At 58.8% G+C, this 22533-nt stretch carries 20 protein-coding genes; 17 read left to right on the plus strand and 3 right to left on the minus strand.

Features of this window, described 5'->3' with window-relative positions; genetic code table 11:
* Window positions 1-37: 37 nt before the first annotated feature.
* Window positions 38-745 carry an arginyltransferase gene (locus AOA62_RS04780; RefSeq protein ID WP_017137504.1) on the plus strand — a complete coding sequence of 236 codons (708 nt, stop codon included), beginning with the start codon at window positions 38-40 and terminating at the stop codon, window positions 743-745.
* Between the two features lie 100 nt (window positions 746-845).
* Window positions 846-1064: a translation initiation factor IF-1 gene (gene infA / locus AOA62_RS04785; protein ID WP_002553999.1), complete on the plus strand. Its 219-nt coding sequence runs from the start codon at window positions 846-848 to the stop codon at window positions 1062-1064.
* A 236-nt stretch (window positions 1065-1300) separates the two neighbouring features.
* Here the strand turns inward: infA and clpA are convergent, their stop codons facing one another.
* Window positions 1301-3571, minus strand: coding sequence for an ATP-dependent Clp protease ATP-binding subunit ClpA (gene clpA, locus AOA62_RS04790; protein WP_053256828.1), 2271 nt, complete (start codon window positions 3569-3571; stop codon window positions 1301-1303).
* Between the two features lie 29 nt (window positions 3572-3600).
* The gene (gene clpS / locus AOA62_RS04795) at window positions 3601-3969 is read right to left on the minus strand and encodes an ATP-dependent Clp protease adapter ClpS (RefSeq protein ID WP_005789091.1); all 369 of its coding nucleotides are present in this window, start codon (window positions 3967-3969) and stop codon (window positions 3601-3603) included.
* Between the two features lie 225 nt (window positions 3970-4194).
* Between clpS and AOA62_RS04800 the strand changes: the two genes are divergently transcribed.
* Entirely contained in the window at window positions 4195-4506 is a 312-nt protein-coding gene (locus AOA62_RS04800) for a cold shock domain-containing protein (protein ID WP_099548040.1), read from the plus strand.
* Window positions 4507-4584: 78 nt separating this feature from the next.
* Here the strand turns inward: AOA62_RS04800 and icd are convergent, their stop codons facing one another.
* Window positions 4585-5841, minus strand: coding sequence for an NADP-dependent isocitrate dehydrogenase (icd, locus tag AOA62_RS04805; RefSeq protein WP_017137506.1), 1257 nt, complete (start codon window positions 5839-5841; stop codon window positions 4585-4587).
* A gap of 493 nt (window positions 5842-6334) precedes the next feature.
* On the opposite strand from icd, the gene AOA62_RS04810 reads away from it, so the two are divergent.
* From AOA62_RS04810 to nuoF, 14 genes are all read left to right on the plus strand, one after another.
* The gene (locus tag AOA62_RS04810; RefSeq protein ID WP_099548026.1) at window positions 6335-8560 is read left to right on the plus strand and encodes an NADP-dependent isocitrate dehydrogenase; all 2226 of its coding nucleotides are present in this window, start codon (window positions 6335-6337) and stop codon (window positions 8558-8560) included.
* A 211-nt stretch (window positions 8561-8771) separates the two neighbouring features.
* Window positions 8772-9218: an NUDIX hydrolase gene (locus AOA62_RS04815; RefSeq protein WP_017137508.1), complete on the plus strand. Its 447-nt coding sequence runs from the start codon at window positions 8772-8774 to the stop codon at window positions 9216-9218.
* Window positions 9219-9277: 59 nt separating this feature from the next.
* Complete coding sequence (gene mnmA / locus AOA62_RS04820; RefSeq protein WP_099548027.1) at window positions 9278-10402, plus strand: tRNA 2-thiouridine(34) synthase MnmA; 1125 nt, start codon at window positions 9278-9280, stop codon at window positions 10400-10402.
* Complete coding sequence (hflD, locus tag AOA62_RS04825) at window positions 10399-11022, plus strand: high frequency lysogenization protein HflD (RefSeq protein ID WP_017137510.1); 624 nt, start codon at window positions 10399-10401, stop codon at window positions 11020-11022. The genes mnmA and hflD overlap by 4 nt, the downstream gene beginning before the upstream one ends.
* A 124-nt stretch (window positions 11023-11146) precedes the next feature.
* Window positions 11147-12517, plus strand: a complete 1371-nt coding sequence (purB, locus tag AOA62_RS04830) for an adenylosuccinate lyase (RefSeq protein WP_017137511.1) — start codon at window positions 11147-11149, stop codon at window positions 12515-12517.
* A gap of 85 nt (window positions 12518-12602) precedes the next feature.
* Window positions 12603-13769: a cupin domain-containing protein gene (locus AOA62_RS04835; protein ID WP_017137512.1), complete on the plus strand. Its 1167-nt coding sequence runs from the start codon at window positions 12603-12605 to the stop codon at window positions 13767-13769.
* Window positions 13762-14184, plus strand: a complete 423-nt coding sequence (locus AOA62_RS04840) for a GNAT family N-acetyltransferase (protein ID WP_017137513.1) — start codon at window positions 13762-13764, stop codon at window positions 14182-14184. The genes AOA62_RS04835 and AOA62_RS04840 overlap by 8 nt, the downstream gene beginning before the upstream one ends.
* 212 nt (window positions 14185-14396) lie before the next feature.
* Window positions 14397-15134: a secretin N-terminal domain-containing protein gene (locus AOA62_RS04845; RefSeq protein ID WP_099548028.1), complete on the plus strand. Its 738-nt coding sequence runs from the start codon at window positions 14397-14399 to the stop codon at window positions 15132-15134.
* 495 nt (window positions 15135-15629) lie between these two features.
* On the plus strand, window positions 15630-16955 hold the full coding sequence (gene aceA / locus AOA62_RS04850; RefSeq protein ID WP_003219577.1) for an isocitrate lyase: 1326 nt from the start codon (window positions 15630-15632) through the stop codon (window positions 16953-16955).
* A 644-nt stretch (window positions 16956-17599) separates the two neighbouring features.
* Window positions 17600-18013 carry an NADH-quinone oxidoreductase subunit A gene (locus AOA62_RS04855; RefSeq protein ID WP_003219575.1) on the plus strand — a complete coding sequence of 138 codons (414 nt, stop codon included), beginning with the start codon at window positions 17600-17602 and terminating at the stop codon, window positions 18011-18013.
* A 10-nt stretch (window positions 18014-18023) separates the two neighbouring features.
* Entirely contained in the window at window positions 18024-18698 is a 675-nt protein-coding gene (locus tag AOA62_RS04860) for an NADH-quinone oxidoreductase subunit B family protein (protein WP_012724951.1), read from the plus strand.
* A 72-nt stretch (window positions 18699-18770) separates the two neighbouring features.
* A complete protein-coding gene (nuoC, locus tag AOA62_RS04865) occupies window positions 18771-20555 on the plus strand; it encodes an NADH-quinone oxidoreductase subunit C/D (RefSeq protein ID WP_017137515.1) in 1785 nt (594 codons plus the stop codon).
* A 2-nt stretch (window positions 20556-20557) separates the two neighbouring features.
* Complete coding sequence (gene nuoE / locus AOA62_RS04870) at window positions 20558-21055, plus strand: NADH-quinone oxidoreductase subunit NuoE (RefSeq protein ID WP_003174721.1); 498 nt, start codon at window positions 20558-20560, stop codon at window positions 21053-21055.
* Window positions 21052-22407: an NADH-quinone oxidoreductase subunit NuoF gene (nuoF, locus tag AOA62_RS04875; RefSeq protein WP_017137516.1), complete on the plus strand. Its 1356-nt coding sequence runs from the start codon at window positions 21052-21054 to the stop codon at window positions 22405-22407. Before nuoE ends, nuoF begins: the two co-directional genes overlap by 4 nt.
* Window positions 22408-22533: the final 126 nt, after the last annotated feature.

Here is a 22533-nt window from a genome sequence, read left to right on the forward strand (position 1 = left end):
CTTACACTTATTTCAAAGCTTATCCCGAGGGTTGATCATGACCGAGCTGGCACGCTTGAAGTTCTATGCCACTCAAGCTCACTCTTGCAGCTATCTGCCTGACGAGCAGGCCACCACACTGTTCCTCGACCCCAGCCAGCCGATGGACGTGCATGTGTATGCCGACCTCTCAGAGATGGGTTTTCGGCGCAGCGGCGATCATCTGTACCGGCCCCATTGCCAGAACTGCAATGCGTGCGTGCCTGCACGCATCCCGGTTGCGCAGTTTTTGCCGGACCGCAACCAGAAACGCATCCTCAAACGTAACGCCGACCTGACGGTCACGGCCACCAAGCCGCAGTACAGCGAAGAATATTTCGATCTTTACCAACGCTACATCGAACAACGCCATGCGGACGGCGATATGTTCCCGCCCAGCCGCGATCAGTTTTCGACCTTCCTGGTGCGCGACCTGCCCTTCTCGCGCTTCTATGAGTTCCGCCTGGACGGCCGCCTGTTGGCGGTGGCGGTGACCGACCTGCTGCCCAACGGCCTGTCGGCGGTCTACACCTTCTACGAGCCGGCCGAAGAACGCCGCAGCCTTGGGCGCTTTGCGATTTTGTGGCAAATCGGTGAAGCCGCGCGCCTGGAACTGGAGGCGGTGTACCTCGGATACTGGATCAAGAACTGCAAAAAGATGAACTACAAGACCCAATATCGGCCCATTGAGCTACTGATTAATCAAAGATGGGTAACGCTTAACTAGAACCCCTTGGCTTAAACACCCTTTTTCGGGCACAATGCACGCCGCTTTTGCCTGGCGCAGTTGCACCGGGCCATTCACTGGATACCGAGGGCTTTACTGCATGTCGAAAGAAGACAGCTTCGAAATGGAAGGCACTGTCGTCGACACCCTGCCCAACACCATGTTTCGTGTGGAGTTGGAAAATGGGCACGTCGTAACCGCGCATATCTCCGGCAAGATGCGCAAGAACTACATTCGTATTCTTACCGGTGACAAAGTGCGCGTCGAGCTGACGCCCTATGACTTGAGCAAAGGGCGCATCACTTACCGCGCTCGTTAAGCAAGTCAATACAAAACGCCCGGTTATACCGGGCGTTTTTGTGTGTGCGCAATTTTGTTCAACACCACAAATCCCTGTGGGAGCTGGCTTGCCTGCGATGGCGGTCTATCAGGAAAATATTCTTCAGCTGACCCACCGCTATCGCAGGCAAGCCAGCCCCCACAGTAGATCTCCAACGTATTCAAGACAGCAAAAAGGCGCCCTTGGGCGCCTTTTTACTGTGTTGCGATCAGCTATCAGGCCATTTCGGCGGTGGTTTCGAACTCGAAGGTCAGCTCGCCATCCTTCAGGTCGATGTGCACCACGCCACCATGGTCGGAAAGCTCGCCAAACAGGATCTCTTCGGCCAGTGGCCGCTTGATCTTGTCCTGGATCAGACGCGCCATTGGACGAGCGCCCATTGCCGAATCGTAGCCACCCTGGGCCAGCCAGTTGCGCGCCGCGTCCGTTACGTCAAGCTGCACGCGCTTGTCTTCCAACTGCGCTTGAAGCTCGGTAAGGAACTTGTCCACCACGCTTTTGATGACCTCATGGCTGAGGCGACCAAACTGGATAATGGTGTCCAGACGGTTGCGGAACTCCGGCGTGAAGCTCTTCTTGATCACTTCCATCGCATCGGACGAGTGATCCTGATGCGTAAAGCCAATAGAGGCTCGCGCAGCAGTCTCGGCACCGGCGTTGGTGGTCATGATCACGATGACGTTGCGGAAGTCCGCCTTGCGCCCGTTGTTGTCGGTCAGGGTACCGTGGTCCATGACCTGCAGCAGCAGGTTGAAGACTTCCGGGTGAGCCTTCTCGATTTCATCGAGCAACAACACGCAGTGTGGCTGCTTGGTGATGGCTTCGGTCAGCAGGCCGCCCTGGTCGAACCCGACATAGCCCGGAGGCGCGCCGATCAGGCGCGACACGGTGTGGCGCTCCATGTATTCGGACATGTCGAAACGCACCAGCTCAATACCCATGGCCTTGGCCAATTGCCGCGCCGCTTCGGTCTTGCCGACGCCGGTCGGGCCTGCGAACAGGAACGATCCGACCGGTTTGTCCGGCGACTTGAGGCCTGCACGCGAGAGCTTGATTGCGGTGGACAGCGCGTCGATAGCGGCATCCTGGCCGAACACCGTGAGCTTGAGGTCGCGCTCCAGGTTACGCAGCAGTTCCTTGTCGGAACTGTTGACGTGCTTGGGTGGAATACGTGCGATCTTGGCCACGATGTCCTCGACTTGAGGCACGTCGATGCGCTTCACACGCTTCTCGACCGGCTGCAGGCGCTGGTAGGCACCCGCCTCGTCGATCACGTCGATGGCCTTGTCCGGCATATGCCGGTCATTGATGTAGCGCGACGCCAGCTCAGCAGCAGCGCGCAGGGCTTCATCGGTGTACTCGATGCCGTGATGCGCCTCGAAGCGTCCCTTGAGGCCGCGCAGGATGCCGATGGTGTCTTCAACCGAAGGCTCGGACACGTCGACCTTCTGGAAGCGACGCGCCAGGGCACGGTCTTTTTCGAAGATGCCGCGAAACTCCTGGAACGTGGTCGAACCAATGCAACGGATATCACCCGACGACAGCAGCGGCTTGAGCAGGTTGGAGGCGTCCATCACCCCACCGGACGCCGCGCCGGCGCCAATGATGGTGTGGATTTCATCGATAAACAGAATCGCCTGCGGGCGTTTTTTCAGCTCGCCGAGCAGCGCCTTGAAGCGCTTCTCGAAATCGCCACGGTACTTGGTCCCGGCGAGCAATGCGCCAAGATCAAGGGAGTAGACGACGCTGTTGGCCAGCAGATCAGGCACCTGGTTATCAACGATGCGCTTGGCCAGGCCTTCGGCAATTGCGGTTTTACCCACGCCGGCCTCACCCACCAGCAACGGATTGTTCTTGCGACGACGCGCGAGGATCTGCGCTACACGCTCAACCTCAAGCTCACGCCCCACCAGCGGATCAATCCGCCCCTGGCGCGCCAGTTCGTTAAGGTTGCTGGCATAGGCATCCAGTGGATTGCCCGAAGAAGAAGACTCACCGCCCTCGTCGTCCTGCATATCCTGCTCACCCTCGGAATGATCGCCGTGCCCTGGCACTTTGGAGATACCGTGGGCGATGTAGTTGACGACATCAATACGGGCAACGCTCTGCTGCTTGAGCAGGAACACTGCCTGGCTTTCCTGTTCGCTGAAAATCGCCACAAGCACATTGGCGCCCGTGACCTCACGCTTACCGGAGCTCTGTACGTGGAAGACAGCACGCTGCAATACCCGCTGGAAGCCCAGGGTTGGCTGGGTCTCACGGTCCTCGTCATGCACGGGGATCAGTGGCGTGGTGGAGTCGATGAACTCCTGCAGGTCATGCTTGAGCTTGTCGAGGTTGGCGCCGCACGCACGCAGAACGGTGGCGGCAGCTTCGTTATCCAAAAGTGCCAGCAGCAGGTGCTCGACGGTCATGAATTCATGACGCTTCGAACGAGCCTCCTTGAAGGCAAGATTGAGGGTGACTTCGAGCTCGCGGTTTAACATAGCTTCACCTCATACCCAAGTGGTCGGCGTTAACCGTCCTTCTCGATTTCACAGAGTAGCGGATGCTGGCTTTCCCTGGCGTACTGGTTGACCTGCATGGCCTTTGTCTCGGCGATGTCACGGGTAAACACTCCACATACTGCCCGTCCTTCTGTGTGAACGGCCAGCATTACCTTGGTCGCCAGCTCGCGGTTCAGGTTAAAAAACACCTCGAGCACTTCGACGACGAAATCCATCGGTGTGTAGTCATCATTAAACAAAACCACCTTGTACATCGGCGGCGCCTGAAGAGCAGGCTTCGCCTCCTGGACAGCAATGCCTGCAGAACCGTCGTCATCGTGTTCCTGATCCGGGCGATCCTGATTGAATGTTAGTCGAATCTGGCTGTTTGCATGCATGGAAAGAAAGGTTCGTCAGTGGTTCAAATACAGTGGTGGGGGCGACCTGTCAGATTTTCAACTACTGACCGGTTGGTCGCCTTGACTATCGGCGAAACGGTGTTACAACCAATAGAACCCACAGTGGGTAAAAAAGGTCCGCGCAGTCAACCTTATTTATTCGGGTTAGGACGGATAAACTGGATGATACTCCAGTGATGGAGTCTGGTGCAGAGGGATATGGTTATGTCTGGCGTCAAGGTCAGTGGCAAGGTCAAATGGTTTAACAACGCCAAGGGATATGGGTTCATCAACGCAGATGGAAAATCCGGAGAAGACCTCTTCGCGCATTATTCAGCGATTACCATGGATGGGTACAAGACCCTAAAAGCGGGCCAGCCTGTGGAGTTTTTAATCATTCAAGGGCCGAAAGGGCTGCACGCCGTCGAAATTTGTGCAGCCTGCGCAGTTACATCGGGAACAATCCACGACGAAACGCACGAAACAAAGCCCAGGACAAGTCAGGCCACCCCATCAAAAAAGAAACAAACGGCCTGATAACGCCTTAAGCAATACGGCACAAAAAAGCCGGCCATTCTGAGTCATCAGAATGGCCGGCTTTTTTACAGCAGCGCTTTACATATGCGCAATCAACGCATCACCAAACCCTGACGACGACACCAGCTTCGCGCCGTCCATCAAACGCTCAAAGTCATAGGTCACGGTCTTCGCCGAAATCGCGCCATTGGTGCCTTTGATGATCAAATCCGCCGCCTCAGTCCAGCCCATGTGCCGCAGCATCATTTCCGCCGACAAGATCAGCGAACCCGGGTTGACCTGATCCTTGCCGGCATATTTAGGCGCAGTACCGTGGGTGGCCTCGAACATTGCCACGGTGTCGGAGAGATTGGCCCCCGGCGCAATACCAATACCACCCACTTCCGCCGCCAGCGCGTCAGACAGGTAGTCACCGTTGAGGTTAAGCGTGGCGATCACATCATATTCCGCCGGGCGCAGTAGAATCTGCTGGAGCATGGCATCGGCAATCGCGTCCTTGACCACCACATTCTTGCCGGTCTTCGGGTTTTTGAACTGCATCCACGGGCCGCCGTCGAGCAGGGTCGCGCCAAATTCTTTTTCGGCAATACCGTAGGCCCACTCTTTGAAGGCACCCTCGGTGAACTTCATGATGTTGCCTTTGTGCACAATGGTCAGCGAATCACGATCATTATCCACTACATATTGCAGGGCTTTGCGCGCCAGGCGCTCGGTGCCTTCCTTGGAAACCGGCTTGATGCCAATGCCACAGTCCTGGTCGAAACGGATCTTGGTAACGCCCATTTCTTCCTTGAGGAACTTGATCACCTTGATGGCTTCCGGCGAACCGGCCTTCCACTCGATACCGGCGTAAATGTCTTCGGAGTTTTCACGGAAGATGGTCATATCGACGTCGCCAGGCTTCTTGACCGGGCTGGGCACGCCTTCAAACCAGCGCACCGGGCGCAGGCACACATATAAATCGAGCTGCTGACGCAGGGCCACGTTCAGCGAACGGATGCCGCCGCCAACCGGCGTGGTCAGCGGGCCTTTGATGGAAACCACGTAATCCTTGACCGCATCCAGGGTTTCCTGGGGCAGCCAGGTGTCCTGGTCGTAGACTTGAGTCGCCTTCTCGCCGGCATACACCTCCATCCAGGAGATTTTGCGTTTTCCGCCGTAGGCCTTTTCAACAGCTGCGTCGACCACCTTGATCATCACCGGGCTGATGTCGACGCCAATACCGTCGCCTTCTATATAAGGGATGATCGGTTGGTCAGGAACATTGAGAGAATGGTCTGCATTGACGGTGATTTTGTCGCCGACTGCCGGAACCTGAATCTTCTTGTATCCCATGCTGAACTCCATCTATGGATTGAACATCTGGCTGCGTTCGAGCCTACTCCAGATAAATGGCGACTGAAACCTCACGCCATGCTCATTTGCATCGAAAACAGCATAATTTGTCGCCTACAAGCCTGAAAGCAAAGACAAAATCGCCAATCTTGAGCACATCGTGCGACTTTGGTCGCAGTCTGGGCCCTGCGACCTTTAGACCAATGGACGACACACCTTTTGTATGAAGGCTCAGCGTAAGCATAGCGACCTATGTATAATGCCGCCGCTGACCAAAGAGTCACGACGGCGGACCGCTCTAGAACAAAGCCTTCCGCTACAAAGCAGGACTAATACAATAGTCCACCCGCTTGACGCTCGACTGATGCAACCCAACATCACCGCGAAGAAACCTCGACATTTCGCTCATGGATGACTTTGAACGAACGCGCTCCACCCGGCGCATCTCGAGTTTCTGCGCACGCTTTCAGCAAAGAAGAGAGTTAATCCGAATATGCCCACCCGCTCGAAGATCATCTACACCTTCACCGACGAAGCCCCAGCCCTCGCCACCTATTCACTGCTGCCTATCGTAGAGGCCTTCACCGCTTCCGCTGATATTGCCGTGGAAACCCGCGACATTTCCCTGGCCGCGCGCATCCTCGCAAGCTTCCCCGAGCAACTGGGCACCAAGGCTATCCCGGACCACCTCGCCGAACTGGGCGACCTGGCCGTTACGCCTGAAGCCAACATCATCAAGCTGCCTAACATCAGTGCTTCGACCCCGCAGCTGCAAGCGGCGATCAAGGAACTGCAGGCCCAGGGCTACGCCCTGCCGGACTACCCGGAAACCGTAACCACCGACGCGGAAAAAGAAACCCGCGCACGTTACGACAAGGTCAAGGGCAGCGCCGTGAACCCGGTACTGCGCGAAGGCAACTCCGACCGCCGCGCACCGCTGTCGGTCAAGAACTACGCGCGCAAGCACCCGCATAAAATGGGCGCCTGGGCTGCCGACTCCAAGTCGCACATCGCACACATGAGCAACGGCGACTTCTACGGCAGCGAGAAAGCCGTACAGATCGAAGCGGCTGACGCCGTCAAGATCGAACTGATCGCCAAGGACGGTACCGCTACCGTCCTGAAAGAAAAAACCAGCTTGCAGGCTGGCGAGATCATCGACACCGCCGTGCTGAGCAAGAATGCCCTGCGCAGCTTCATCGCCGCTGAAATCGAAGACGCCAAGAAACAAGGCGTACTGCTGTCGGTCCACTTGAAAGCCACCATGATGAAGGTCTCCGACCCGATCATGTTCGGCCAGATCGTTGCCGAGTTCTATAAAGACGCACTGGCCAAGCACGCTGTCGTGCTGGAGCAGATCGGCTTTAACCTGAACAACGGCATCGGCGACCTGTACGCCCGCATCAAGGCCCTGCCGGCCGATCAGCAAGCGCAGATCGAAGCCGACATCCAGGCGGTGTACGCCGCTCGTCCGTCCCTGGCCATGGTCAACTCGGACAAAGGCATTACCAACCTGCACGTGCCGAGCGACGTTATCGTCGACGCCTCGATGCCTGCCATGATCCGTGACTCAGGCAAAATGTGGGGCACCGACGGCCAACTGCACGACACCAAGGCCGTGATCCCGGATCGCTGCTACGCCACCATCTACCAGGCAGTGATCGAAGACTGCAAGGCCAATGGCGCCTTCGACCCAACCACCATGGGCAGCGTGCCGAACGTTGGCCTGATGGCGAAAAAAGCCGAAGAGTACGGTTCCCACGACAAGACCTTCCAGATCAAGGCTGACGGCGTGGTCCGCGTCACCGACAGCAAGGGCAACCTGCTGATGGAACAGGCTGTCGAAGCCGGCGACATCTTCCGCATGTGCCAGACCAAAGACGCGCCGATCCAGGACTGGGTCAAACTGGCCGTCAACCGTGCTCGCGCCAGCAACACCCCGGCCATTTTCTGGCTGGACCCTAAGCGTGCCCACGATGGTGTGGTGGTCGAGAAAGTTCAGGCTTACCTGAAAGACCACAACACCGAAGGCCTGGACATCCGCATCATGTCGCCGGTCGACGCGATGAAGTTCACCCTGGAGCGCACCCGCAAGGGCCTGGACACCATCTCGGTGACCGGTAACGTTCTGCGTGACTACCTGACCGACCTGTTCCCGATCATGGAACTGGGCACCAGTGCCAAGATGCTGTCGATCGTGCCGCTGATGAACGGCGGCGGCCTGTTCGAAACCGGCGCCGGCGGTTCGGCTCCAAAGCACGTGCAGCAACTGGTTGAAGAGAACTTCCTGCGCTGGGATTCCCTGGGCGAGTTCCTGGCCCTGGCCGCGTCCCTTGAGCATTTGGGTGTCACCTACAACAACCCGAAAGCCCTGGTGCTGTCCAAGACCCTGGACCAGGCCACTGGCCAGTTCCTGGACAACAACAAGTCGCCATCGCGCAAAGTCGGCAACATCGACAACCGCGGCAGCCACTTCTACCTGGCGCTGTACTGGGCTCAAGCCCTGGCCGCACAGACTGAAGATGCTGCACTGCAAGCGCAGTTTGGCGAACTGGCCAAAACCCTGGCCGACAACGAGGCAACCATCGTTGCCGAGCTGAACGCCGTACAGGGCAAGCCAGTGGACATCGGCGGCTACTACGCGGCGAACCCGGAGCTGACCAGCAAAGCCATGCGCCCAAGCAACACCCTCAACGCGGCCATTGCCAAGTTGAAGTAAGGTTGTAAGGATGCAAAGAAGCCCCGGCCCCGTGCCGGGGTTTCTGTTTGTGCCCCCGATTTCATTGAACAACCCCGATCAAATGTGGGAGCTGGCTTGCCTGCGATAGCGGTGGTTCAGCTGCATCTGGGTCAACTGACAGACTGCTATCGCAGGCAAGCCAGCTCCCACACTGAACGAGTTTCTTCAGTCACTACACATTGAGGCACCTATGACCTGGCAACCCCACATCACCGTCGCCACTATCGTCGAAGACAACGGCCGCTTCCTGATGGTCGAGGAACTCAAGGGCGGCCGCGCCGTGCTCAACCAGCCGGCCGGCCATCTGGACCCGCATGAAACCCTCATCGAAGCTGCCGTGCGTGAAACCCTCGAAGAAACCGGCTGGGACGTCGAGGCCACCGGCATTGTCGGCATCTACCTGTACACCGCGCCCAGCAATGGCGTGACTTATCAGCGCGTGTGCTTTACCGCCAAAGCCTTGAAACATCACCCCGACTACACACTCGATGAAGGCATCGTCCGCGCCCGCTGGCTGACCCGTGAGGAGCTGATGGCCCTGCGCGACGACTGGCGCAGTGAGCTGATCATCCGCTGTATCGATGATTATCTGGCCGGCCAGCGCCATAGCCTCGAATTGATCCGCCCTTCTCTTTAGCCTTGCGGGCGTGAGCCTGTTAGAATCGCGTCCTTTTTCAAGACACCCGTTGAAACCCTATGCGTGATCCAGCCCCTTCTGACACACAAAAGAAGCGCGTCATCGTCGGCATGTCCGGCGGCGTGGATTCTTCCGTTTCCGCCGTTCTGCTCATGGAGCAGGGTTATGAGGTGGAAGGCCTGTTCATGAAGAACTGGGAAGAAGACGATGGAACGGAATATTGCACCGCCATGGACGACCTGGCCGACGCCCAGGCCGTGTGCGACAAGATCGGCATCAAGCTGCACACCGCCAATTTCGCCGCCGAGTACTGGGACAATGTGTTCGAGCACTTCCTGGCCGAATACAAGGCCGGCCGTACGCCGAACCCGGACATCCTGTGTAACCGCGAAATCAAGTTCAAGGCGTTCCTCGACTACGCCATGATCCTTGGCGCCGACCTGATTGCCACTGGCCATTACGTGCGCCGTCGCGATATCGATGGCCGTACCGAACTGCTCAAAGGCCTGGACCCGAACAAGGACCAGAGCTACTTCCTGCACGCCGTGGGCGGTGAACAGATCGCCAAGACCCTGTTCCCGGTCGGCGAGCTGGAAAAACCCGAAGTGCGCAAGATCGCCGAAAAACACGGCCTGGCTACCGCCAAGAAGAAGGATTCCACCGGGATCTGCTTTATCGGCGAGCGCCGCTTCAACGACTTCCTCAAGCAATACCTGCCGGCACAACCAGGCGAGATCAAAACCACCGACGGTGAAGTGATCGGCCGTCACCATGGCTTGATGTACCACACTATTGGCCAGCGTCAGGGGCTGGGCATCGGCGGCCTTAAAGACGCCGGTGAAGAACCCTGGTACGTGCTGGTCAAGGACCTGGAAAACAACGTGCTGGTCGTCGGCCAGGGCAACGAGCACCCGCTGCTGTTCTCGGGCGCGCTGCTGGCCTCGGAAATCTATTGGGTCAACCCGATCGACCTGAGCACGCCACGCCGCCTGACCGCCAAAGTGCGCTATCGCCAAAGCGACCAGCCCTGCACCCTGGAAAAAACCGCCAGCGGCTATCGCGCCACGTTCGATGACCCGCAACGCGCGGTCACGCCCGGCCAATCGGTGGTGTTCTATGACGGTGAAATCTGCCTGGGTGGCGGCGTGATTGAAGTCGCCGAAGCCTGGAGCAACCCGGCATGAGCCCGACCCAGGAGCAATTGACGGCGCTCGGCGGAGTTTTCCTCGCCGCGGTGCTGGTCGACAAGATTGCCAAGACCGGCCAGGTGACCGAGGCAGGCCTGACCTGCATGCTCGGCAGCCTGCTGATTCGCGACCCCAAGGACACACTGGAAGTCTACGGCGGTGATGATCTGGCGCTACGCGAAGGCTACCGTGCGCTGATCGGCGCCCTGGAGCGCGACCCAAGCACCTTGCAACGTGAGCCGTTGCGCTATGCGCTGTCGATGCTCGGCCTTGAACGGCAACTGGCCAAGCGTGACGACCTGCTCGAAACCATCGGCAAACGCCTGCCGCAGATTCAGTCCCAGGTGGAGCACTTCGGCCCGGCCCACGAAAACGTGATTGCCGCCTGTGGCGCGCTGTACCAGGACACGTTGAGCACCTTGCGCCAACGCATCCAGGTGCACGGCGACATGCGCAACCTGCAACAACCGAACAACGCCTCGAAAATCCGCGCCCTGCTCCTGGCCGGCATTCGTTCGGCGCGGTTGTGGCGCCAGTTGGGCGGTCATCGCTGGCAGTTGGTGATCAGCCGACGCAAATTGCTCAAAGAGCTTTACCCGTTGATGCGCAACGAATAAGTCGCAGCGACCCGTTTTTTTATAGCCTCACGCGTAATACGCCGGTCAGTTGGCGACGGACCGGCGGATTTTTTCATGTATGATACGCGCCCCATTTCGTTGCCCGACTGTCCGAGAACACCCCATGCAGCTCTCTTCGCTCACTGCGGTTTCCCCTGTTGACGGCCGCTACGCCGGCAAAACCCAGGCCCTGCGCCCTATTTTCAGCGAATACGGTCTGATCCGTGCTCGTGTTCTGGTTGAAGTGCGCTGGCTCCAGCGCCTGGCCGCTCACCCCGCCATCAGCGAAGTGCCGGCGTTTTCCGCCGAAGCCAACGCTGTATTGAACACCCTGGCGGAAAACTTCTCCCTGGAGCACGCCGAGCGTGTGAAAGAGATCGAGCGCACCACCAACCACGACGTTAAAGCCATCGAATACCTGCTCAAAGAGCAAGCGGCCAAGCTGCCGGAACTGGCCCAGGTCAGCGAGTTCATCCACTTTGCCTGCACCAGCGAGGACATCAACAACCTGTCCCACGCCCTGATGCTGCGCGAAGGCCGTGATGACGTGATGCTGCCGCTGATGCGCCAGACCGCTGACGCCATCCGCGAACTGGCCATCCGTTTCGCCGACGTGCCGATGCTGTCGCGCACCCACGGCCAACCAGCTTCGCCGACCACTTTGGGCAAAGAACTGGCCAACGTGGTGTATCGCCTGGAGCGCCAGATCGCTCAAGTCGCCGCCGTGCCGCTGCTGGGCAAGATCAACGGCGCCGTGGGCAACTACAACGCCCACCTGTCGGCCTACCCGGAAATCGACTGGGAAGAAAATGCCCGCGCCTTCATCGAAGATGAGCTGGGCCTGGGCTTCAACCCCTACACCACGCAGATCGAACCGCACGACTACATCGCCGAACTGTTCGACGCCATTGCGCGCTTCAACACCATCCTGATCGACTTCGATCGCGATATCTGGGGCTACATCTCCCTGGGCTACTTCAAGCAGCGCACCATCGCCGGCGAGATCGGTTCGTCGACCATGCCGCACAAGGTCAACCCGATCGACTTCGAAAACTCCGAAGGCAACCTCGGCATCGCCAACGCCCTGTTCCAGCACTTGGCCAGCAAGTTGCCGATCTCGCGCTGGCAGCGCGACCTGACCGACTCCACCGTACTGCGTAACCTCGGCGTGGGCTTTGCCCACAGCGTGATCGCCTACGAAGCCAGCCTCAAAGGCATCAGCAAGCTTGAGCTCAACGCGCAGAAGATCGCCGCTGACCTGGATGCGTGCTGGGAAGTGCTGGCCGAGCCGATCCAGACCGTAATGCGCCGCTACAACATCGAAAACCCGTACGAGAAGCTGAAAGAGTTGACGCGCGGCAAGGGCATCAGCCCTGAGGCGCTGCAAACTTTCATCGACGGCCTGGACATGCCAGCCGCCGCCAAGGCCGAGCTGAAATTGCTCACCCCGGCCAACTACATCGGCAATGCGGTGGCCCAAGCCAAGCGCATCTGATTTAGCGCAAGCCCTCTTGAGACGCCCGGCCGCGCCGGGCGTTTTTATTCCTGTCTTAAAAGTGCTTTTTTTCAATAGGTTACACATGAATCCTGATATTCCTCTTCAACTTCTGGGCGGCATCACGGCACGCGAATTCCTGCGCGACTACTGGCAGAAAAAACCGCTGCTGATCCGTCAGGCCATCCCTGATTTCGAAAGCCCGATCGACGCCGACGAACTGGCCGGCCTGGCCCTGGAAGAAGAAGTTGAATCGCGCCTGGTAATCGAACACGGCGAGCGCCCATGGGAACTGCGCCGCGGGCCGTTCGCCGAAGATGCGTTCAGCACATTGCCAGAGCGTGAGTGGACCCTGCTGGTGCAGGCAGTCGACCAGTTCGTACCCGAAGTTGCCGAATTGCTCGGGCACTTCCGCTTTTTGCCCAGCTGGCGCATCGACGATGTGATGATCAGCTTCGCCGCACCCGGCGGCAGTGTTGGCCCGCACTTCGACAACTACGACGTGTTCCTGCTGCAGGCCCAAGGCAAGCGCAACTGGAAAATCGGCCAGATGTGCAATTCCGAAAGCCCGCTGCTGCAGCACGCCGACCTGCGCATCCTCGCAGAATTCGAACAGAGCGAAGAATGGGTGCTGGAACCGGGCGACATGCTTTACCTGCCGCCGCGCCTGGCGCACTTCGGCATCGCCGAAGATGACTGCATGACCTATTCGGTGGGCTTCCGCGCACCGAGCGCCGCCGAAGTGCTGACCCACTTCACCGACTTCCTCAGCCAGTACCTGACCGATGAAGAGCGCTACACGGACGCCGACGCCCAACCAGTCAGCGACCCGCACCAGATTCAGGCGGATGCACTCGACCGCCTCAAAGGTCTGTTGGCCGAGCACATGAGCGACGAGCGCATGCTGCTGACCTGGTTCGGCCAGTTCATGACCGAGCCGCGCTACCCGGAACTGGTCGCCGGTGAAGAATTGGGCGAAGAAGACTTTATCAGCAGCCTGGAAAACGGCGCGATTCTGGTGCGCAACCCGAGCGCGCGCATGGCGTGGTCGGAAGTGGACGATGACGTACTGCTGTTTGCCAGCGGCCAGAGCCGTTATCTGCCAGGCAAACTGCGCGAACTGTTGAAACTGGTCTGCTCGGCCGACGCCCTGCACAGCGAAAACCTCGGCACCTGGCTGGCCGACGAAGACGGTCGTGACCTGCTGTGCGAACTGGTCAAGCAAGGAAGCCTGGGATTTGCCGATGAATAAGATTCACGTAAGTGTCGCGGACTGGCAAAAGGATATCGCTGAGATTCGGCGCATTCGTGAGGCGGTGTTTATCGCTGAACAATCGGTTCCACCAGAGCTGGAATGGGATGCGGATGACGCCGACGCAATGCACTTTCTTGCATTCGAAGGCGATTTTCCGATTGGCACCGCTCGCCTGCTGCCCAGCGGCGAGATTGGTCGCGTGTCGGTACTCAAGGACTGGCGCGGACTGAAGGTCGGCGACAAGCTGATGGAAACGGTGATCGGCGAGGCCGAAAAACGTGGCCAGACCAGGCAGTTCCTGAGTGCGCAGGTGTATGCGGCGCCGTTTTATGAGCGGCTGGGTTTCAAGATCGTCAGTGACGAATTCCTGGAAGTCGGGATTCCGCACGTTGATATGGTGCGCGAGGGCTGATTCGAGATCGAGTCGCCCTTATCGCAGGCAAGCCAGCTCCCACAGGGGAATGCATTCCAAATGTGGGAGCTGGCTTGCCTGCGATAGCGCCATCAGCAACACCCAAAATGCCCTGCCTGCCAGGGCATTTTGCCGTCTACGATTCAACTTGCGACCCGCCAGGCCGACAAACTGGCACTATCAAGCCTAATTGACTCGCAGAGATAACGGACATGTCCCTACGCACCCTGCTCACCGCCCTGCTCCTCACTGCCAGCGCCTGCGCCATGGCCGACACCGAAGTCGTCAACCTGAGCAACCGCACCAGCGCCGACCTGCTGCCCGTCGCGCAGAACTTTATCGGCAAGGACGGCACCGTCAGCGCCTATGGCAACCAGCTTATTGTTAAAGCGGACCCCGGCAAGATCCAGGACCTGCGCGCCCTGCTCACGCAACTGGACACACCCGCCAAGCGCCTGTTGATCACCGTCGACAGCAACGAAAACAACCAGCAGAACAGCGGTGACAGCCAAATCCGCATCATCAGCTACGGCACTGCCAGCCGCGACGGCGGCATTCAGCAGATCCAGGCCAGTGAAGGCGTGCCCGCACTGATTCAGGTCGGCCAGAGCGTGCCACTGACCACCACGCAGCCTGACGCCTACGGCCGCCCGCAGAACCAGACCCAGTACCGCAACGTCACCCAGGGCTTTTACGTGACTGCCAGTGTCACTGGCGAGACCGTACACCTGGCTATCAGTACCAACCGTGACCGCATGAGCCAGGAACGTCCCGATGTAGTGAATATTCAAAGTACCGACACAACGGTCAGTGGCCGCCTGGGCGAATGGATCCCGCTGGCGGGTATCAATCGCGAGACCCAGGCCGATAAATCCTCTACAACCCGCAGCTACTCTACCCAGGGCCGTGATGACCTGACTTTGCGGGTCAAGGTCGACACCCTGAACTAAAGCACCAAAAACTGACTGGCGAGTCGCATTAGACTAAAGATGTAGTGCCTTAAAAATAGCACTACAAAACATTTGACGAGCCAAAAAAGCCTGTGCATGATGGCCTCGCTCCCGCTAATCAGAGGCCCTGGCAAGGGCCTTCGGATCGCCGCTCTAAGCTACCCACCTGAGCCGATTCGTGTCTGTACCGCCCACAAGGTGTGTTTGACGTTGGTTGCGACTGGAACGAAGTTGTCCCGAGGGACGGAAGCTAACCAGGTAACCCGGCTACACACTGATGGATCGTACCAAGGCCCACGATGCCCGAAGACTGTTCGCAGTTTGCCCTTACCTGCTCAACTCGCCCTCTCGCACTGCGTTTATCCCGTCGCCTTCCCCGCCAAACCCGACTTGACCGCCTAAGCTTCTGGTCAGCGAGCAGCCCTGCCCACGCATTGAATGCACGGCTGGCAAAACGGATGTTTTTCCAAACAAGACGCGACGAGGTTTTTCCCCATGGCACTGACACGCGAACAGCAAATTGCAGCCCTTGAAAAAGATTGGGCTGAAAACCCACGCTGGAAAGGCGTAACCCGCGCTTATTCCGCTGCTGACGTCGTCCGCCTGCGTGGCTCGGTTCAACCTGAGCACACCTTTGCAAAACTCGGCGCCGAGAAGCTGTGGAAGCTGGTCACCCAGGGTGCCAAGCCGTCCTTCCGCCCCGAAAAAGATTTCGTCAACTGCATGGGCGCCCTCACTGGCGGCCAGGCAGTTCAACAGGTAAAAGCCGGTATCCAGGCGATCTACCTGTCCGGCTGGCAAGTGGCAGCGGACAACAACTCCGCTGAATCCATGTACCCCGACCAATCGCTGTACCCGGTGGACTCCGTGCCGACCGTGGTCAAGCGCATCAACAACTCGTTCCGCCGCGCCGACCAGATCCAGTGGAAAGCCGGTAAAGGCCCGGGCGACGAAGGCTACATCGACTACTTCGCACCCATCGTGGCTGACGCCGAAGCGGGTTTCGGCGGCGTACTCAACGCCTACGAACTGATGAAGAGCATGATCGAGGCAGGCGCTGCCGGCGTGCACTTCGAAGACCAACTGGCGTCGGTGAAAAAATGCGGCCACATGGGCGGCAAGGTACTGGTTCCAACCCAGGAAGCCGTACAAAAGCTGACCGCAGCACGCTTGGCCGCTGACGTTGCTGGCACGCCGACCATCATCCTGGCGCGTACCGACGCTAACGCGGCAGACTTGTTGACCTCCGACTGCGACCCGTATGACCAGCCGTTCGTAACCGGCGAACGCACCCAGGAAGGCTTCTATAAAGTGCGCGCCGGTCTCGACCAGGCGATCGCCCGTGGCCTGGCCTACGCGCCTTACGCCGACCTGATCTGGTGCGAAACCGCCAAGCCGGACCTGGACGAAGCGCGTCGTTTCGCCGAAGCGATCAAGAAGGAATACCCGGACCAACTGCTGTCCTACAACTGCTCGCCTTCTTTCAACTGGAAGAAGAACCTGGACGACGCGACCATCGCCAAGTTCCAGCGCGAACTGTCGGCCATGGGCTACAAGCACCAGTTCATCACCCTGGCTGGCATTCACAACATGTGGCACAGCATGTTCAACCTGGCGCACGACTATGCCCGTAACGACATGACCGCCTACGTGAAACTGCAGGAGCAAGAGTTCGCTGACGCCGCCAAGGGTTACACCTTTGTGGCGCACCAGCAGGAAGTGGGCACCGGCTACTTCGACGACATGACCACCGTGATCCAGGGCGGCACCTCGTCCGTGACCGCGCTGACCGGCTCGACCGAAGAAGAGCAGTTCCACTAAGTCGCGAGTAAACGGCCAGTGCGGCCCCACGGAAGACCTAACCGCACTGCCGCTTGATCTGACGCCCCGACTGGTTCGGGGCGTTTTTTTTTGCCCGCTTGAAAACACCACACATCACCTGTGGGAGCTGGCTTGCCTGCGATGGCGGTGGGTCAGTGACAGATTTTTCAACTGTTCCACCGCTATCGCAGGCAAGCCAGCTCCCACATCGACCGTGTCGACCCTGAAGGTTTTGCGCAAAACATTGACCCAGGGCGCTATTTGCCTGAATCAAATCGGTTAAAAGATCCCCTCCAGCAACTAGCAGCAATCACGCAAGTAACAACAACTTCCCGCGCCACACGAGAAACATTCGCTTAAATCCTGCGCAAACAATATTCATTATCATTTAGCCGATGAAAACTTCTTTACCGCTTAAACAAAACACATTTGATTAAATGCCCGCTAATCCCCGCCCCACAAGGGCTACAGCCCCAAGAAGGTGCACTATGTGCTTATTCCATCGAATAATTTCGCTATAGGAATTTTACTTGCCCGGTGTTTAGCCATAAAATCACCGCGATTGATTGCAGTGCGACATATCGTCACTGCATCGTTACTTTTTCGAGCTCAGAGACCTTTGCTCTCTGTTAAGGATTTCCAGCATGACCGAAGCGACAGGACTCATGGCCCACAACTGGGGCTTTGCCATTTTCCTCCTCGGTGTTGTCGGCCTTTGTGCCTTCATGCTCGGCGTCTCCAGCCTCCTCGGGTCAAAAGCCTGGGGCCGCAGCAAAAATGAACCGTTCGAGTCCGGCATGCTGCCTACAGGTGGCGCCCGCTTGCGGCTCTCAGCCAAATTCTATCTGGTCGCGATGCTGTTCGTGATCTTCGATATCGAAGCCCTCTTTCTCTTTGCCTGGTCTGTGTCCGTCCGCGAAAGCGGCTGGACCGGATTCGTCGAAGCCCTCGTTTTCATAGCAATTCTGTTGGCAGGCCTTGTCTACCTATTCCGAGTGGGCGCCCTTGACTGGGCTCCGGAAGCTCGTCGTAAGCGGCAAGCGAAGCTGAAACAATGAGGCTTTGGCGATGCAATACAATCTCACCAGGATCGACCCGGATGCTCCTAACGATCAGTACCCTATCGGCGAACGGGAAACCGTCTCCGATCCGTTAGAAGATCAAGTCCACAAAAACATCTACATGGGCAAACTCGAAGACGTGCTGAGTGGCGCGGTCAACTGGGGGCGTAAAAACTCCCTGTGGCCGTACAACTTCGGCCTTTCGTGCTGCTACGTGGAAATGACCACCGCCTTCACGGCGCCCCACGACATCGCGCGCTTTGGCGCCGAAGTTATCCGGGCATCACCGCGCCAGGCGGATTTCATGGTTATCGCCGGCACCTGCTTTATCAAAATGGCGCCGATCATTCAGCGTCTCTACGAGCAAATGCTCGAACCGAAGTGGGTTATCTCCATGGGTTCGTGCGCCAACTCCGGTGGCATGTACGACATCTACTCCGTCGTTCAAGGGGTGGACAAGTTCCTGCCCGTGGACGTCTACGTGCCTGGCTGCCCGCCCCGCCCTGAAGCTTTTCTGCAAGGCTTGATGCTGTTGCAGGAGTCGATTGGCAAGGAGCGTCGTCCGCTTTCCTGGGTGGTCGGTGATCAAGGCGTTTATCGCGCCGAGATGCCGTCACAAAAGGAACAGCGCCGCGAACAGCGAATCGCAGTCACCAACCTGCGCAGCCCCGACGAAGTCTGATCCAGCCCCGCTTCTTTTATAGAACGAAAACCTGGCTTCATTCTTTACGTTGACCGAAAGCGATAAAAAACCATGACTACAGGCAGTGCTCTGTACATCCCGCCTTACAAGGCAGACGACCAGGATGTGGTTGTCGAACTCAATAACCGTTTTGGCCCTGACGCCTTCACCGCCCAGGCCACACGCACCGGTATGCCGGTGCTGTGGGTGGCGCGCGCCAAGCTCGTCGAAGTCCTGAGCTTCCTGCGCAACCTGCCCAAGCCGTACGTCATGCTTTATGACCTGCATGGCGTGGACGAGCGTCTGCGCACCAAGCGTCAAGGTTTGCCGAGCGGTGCCGATTTCACCGTGTTCTACCACTTGATGTCGCTGGAACGTAACAGCGACGTGATGATCAAGGTCGCGCTGTCCGAAAGCGACTTGAGCATCCCGACCGTCACCGGTATCTGGCCGAATGCCAGCTGGTACGAGCGCGAAGTTTGGGACATGTTCGGTATCGACTTCCCGGGCCACCCGCACCTGACGCGCATCATGATGCCGCCGACCTGGGAAGGTCACCCGCTGCGCAAGGACTTTCCTGCCCGCGCAACCGAATTCGACCCGTTCAGCCTCAACCTCGCCAAGCAGCAGCTTGAAGAAGAAGCTGCACGCTTCCGTCCGGAAGACTGGGGCATGAAACGCTCCGGCACCAACGAGGACTACATGTTCCTCAACCTGGGCCCGAACCACCCTTCGGCTCACGGTGCCTTCCGTATCATCCTGCAACTGGACGGCGAAGAAATCGTCGACTGTGTGCCGGACATCGGTTACCACCACCGTGGTGCCGAGAAGATGGCCGAGCGCCAGTCCTGGCACAGCTTCATCCCGTACACCGACCGTATCGACTACCTCGGCGGCGTGATGAACAACCTGCCGTACGTGCTGTCGGTCGAGAAGCTGGCCGGTATCAAGGTGCCGGACCGCGTCGACACCATCCGCATCATGATGGCCGAGTTCTTCCGCATCACCAGCCACCTGCTGTTCCTGGGTACCTATATCCAGGACGTTGGCGCCATGACCCCGGTGTTCTTCACCTTCACCGACCGTCAGCGCGCCTACAAGGTTATCGAAGCCATCACCGGTTTCCGCCTGCACCCGGCCTGGTATCGCATCGGCGGCGTGGCGCACGACCTGCCGAACGGCTGGGAGCGCCTGGTCAAGGAATTCATCGACTGGATGCCCAAGCGTCTGGACGAGTACCAAAAGGCTGCGCTGGACAACAGCATCCTCAAGGGTCGTACCATCGGCGTCGCGCAGTACAACACCAAAGAAGCCCTGGAATGGGGCGTCACTGGTGCCGGCCTGCGTTCGACCGGCTGCGACTTCGACCTGCGTAAAGCACGGCCGTACTCGGGCTACGAGAACTTCGAGTTCGAAGTGCCGCTGGCCGCCAATGGCGATGCCTACGACCGGTGCATCGTGCGCGTTGAAGAAATGCGCCAGAGCCTGAAGATCATCGAGCAGTGCATGCGCAACATGCCGGCTGGCCCGTACAAGGCGGATCACCCGCTGACCACACCGCCGCCGAAAGAGCGCACGCTGCAGCACATCGAAACCCTGATCACGCACTTCCTGCAAGTTTCGTGGGGCCCGGTGATGCCGGCCAACGAATCCTTCCAGATGATCGAAGCGACCAAGGGTATCAACAGTTATTACCTGACGAGCGATGGCGGCACCATGAGCTACCGCACCCGGATTCGTACCCCAAGCTTTGCCCACTTGCAGCAGATCCCTTCGGTGATCAAAGGCGAGATGGTCGCGGACTTGATTGCGTACCTGGGTAGTATCGATTTCGTTATGGCCGACGTGGACCGCTAAGCATGAACAGCACGCTTATCCAGACAGACCGTTTCACCTTGAGTGAAACCGAGCGCTCGGCCATCGAGCACGAGCTGCATCATTACGAAGACCCGCGCGCGGCGTCTATCGAAGCCTTGAAGATCGTCCAGAAGGAACGTGGCTGGGTGCCGGACGGCGCCCTCTACGCCATCGGCGAGATCCTCGGCATCCCCGCCAGCGACGTTGAAGGTGTGGCCACGTTCTACAGCCAGATCTTCCGCCAGCCGGTCGGCCGCCACATCATTCGCGTGTGCGACAGCATGGTCTGCTACATCGGTGGCCATGAATCAGTGGTCAGCGAAATCCAGAACAAGCTGGGCATTGGCCTCGGCCAAACCACTCCGGACGGCCGCTTCACGCTGCTGCCGGTGTGCTGCCTGGGCAACTGCGACAAGGCGCCGGCGTTGATGATCGACGACGACACATTCGGTGACGTGCAGCCTGCTGGCGTGACCCAATTGCTCGAGGGCTACCCATGACCCTTACATCTTTCGGCCCGGCCAACCTGATCAAGCGTTCGCCTGAAACCCACCCGCTGACTTGGCGCCTGCGTGACGACGGCGAGCCGGTATGGCTCGACGAGTACCAGGCCAAGAACGGTTACGCGGCGGCGCGCAAAGCCTTCGCCGACATGGCCCAGGACGATATCGTCCAGACCGTGAAAGACGCCGGCCTTAAAGGCCGCGGCGGTGCTGGCTTCCCCACTGGCGTTAAGTGGGGCCTGATGCCCAAAGACGAATCCATCAACATCCGTTACCTGCTGTGCAACGCGGACGAGATGGAGCCGAACACCTGGAAAGACCGCATGCTGATGGAGCAACTGCCCCATCTGCTGATCGAAGGCATGCTGATCAGCGCCCGAGCACTGAAAACCTACCGGGGCTATATCTTCCTGCGTGGCGAATACACCACCGCCGCCAAGCACCTCAACCGTGCCGTGGAAGAAGCCAAGGCCGCCGGCCTGCTGGGCAAGAACATCCTCGGTTCGGGTTTTGACTTCGAGCTGTTCGTGCACACCGGCGCCGGGCGTTATATCTGCGGTGAAGAAACCGCACTGATCAACTCCCTCGAAGGCCGCCGCGCCAACCCGCGCTCCAAGCCGCCCTTCCCTGCCGCCGTGGGCGTGTGGGGCAAGCCTACCTGCGTGAACAACGTTGAAACCCTGTGCAACGTGCCGGCGATCATCGCCGACGGCGTCGACTGGTACAAATCGTTGGCCCGCGAAGGCAGCGAAGACATGGGCACCAAGCTCATGGGCTTCTCCGGCAAGGTCAAGAACCCTGGCCTGTGGGAGCTGCCGTTCGGCGTCACCGCACGCGAGCTGTTCGAGGACTACGCCGGCGGCATGCGCGACGGCTACACCTTGAAAGCCTGGCAGCCAGGCGGCGCCGGTACCGGCTTCCTGCTCCCCGAGCACCTCGACGCACAGATGTATGCCGGCGGCATCGGCAAGGTCGGCACCCGTATGGGCACTGGCCTGGCGATGGCGGTGGACAACACCGTGAACATGGTTTCGTTGCTGCGCAACATGGAGCAGTTCTTTGCCCGTGAATCGTGCGGCTTCTGCACCCCGTGCCGTGACGGCTTGCCATGGAGCGTCAAGCTCTTGATGGCGATCGAGAACGGTGAGGGCCAGCCAGGCGACATCGAGACCCTGCTGGGTTTGGTCGGTTTCCTCGGCCCAGGCAAGACCTTCTGTGCTCACGCACCGGGCGCCGTGGAGCCATTGGGCAGCGCAATCAAATACTTCCGCTCGGAGTTCGAAGCCGGCATCGCGCCTGTCAGCGCCGCCGTCCCGCCTCTGGCAAGGCCGATCGTAGTCGGCGCGTAACGCTTTAAAGGCGAAGGGTCCGTGCCCTTCGTCTTCTCATGGGCTGACGCCGTAAAGGCTGTGTTGATGCCCATGAATAACAAGATTCCATTAGCCACGCCCGCTGACAACGGGCCAACGAAGAAC

Origin of the sequence: Pseudomonas sp. 2995-3, from assembly GCF_002742565.1 — a bacterium.
Classification (GTDB): Bacteria; Pseudomonadota; Gammaproteobacteria; order Pseudomonadales; family Pseudomonadaceae; genus Aquipseudomonas; species Aquipseudomonas edaphica.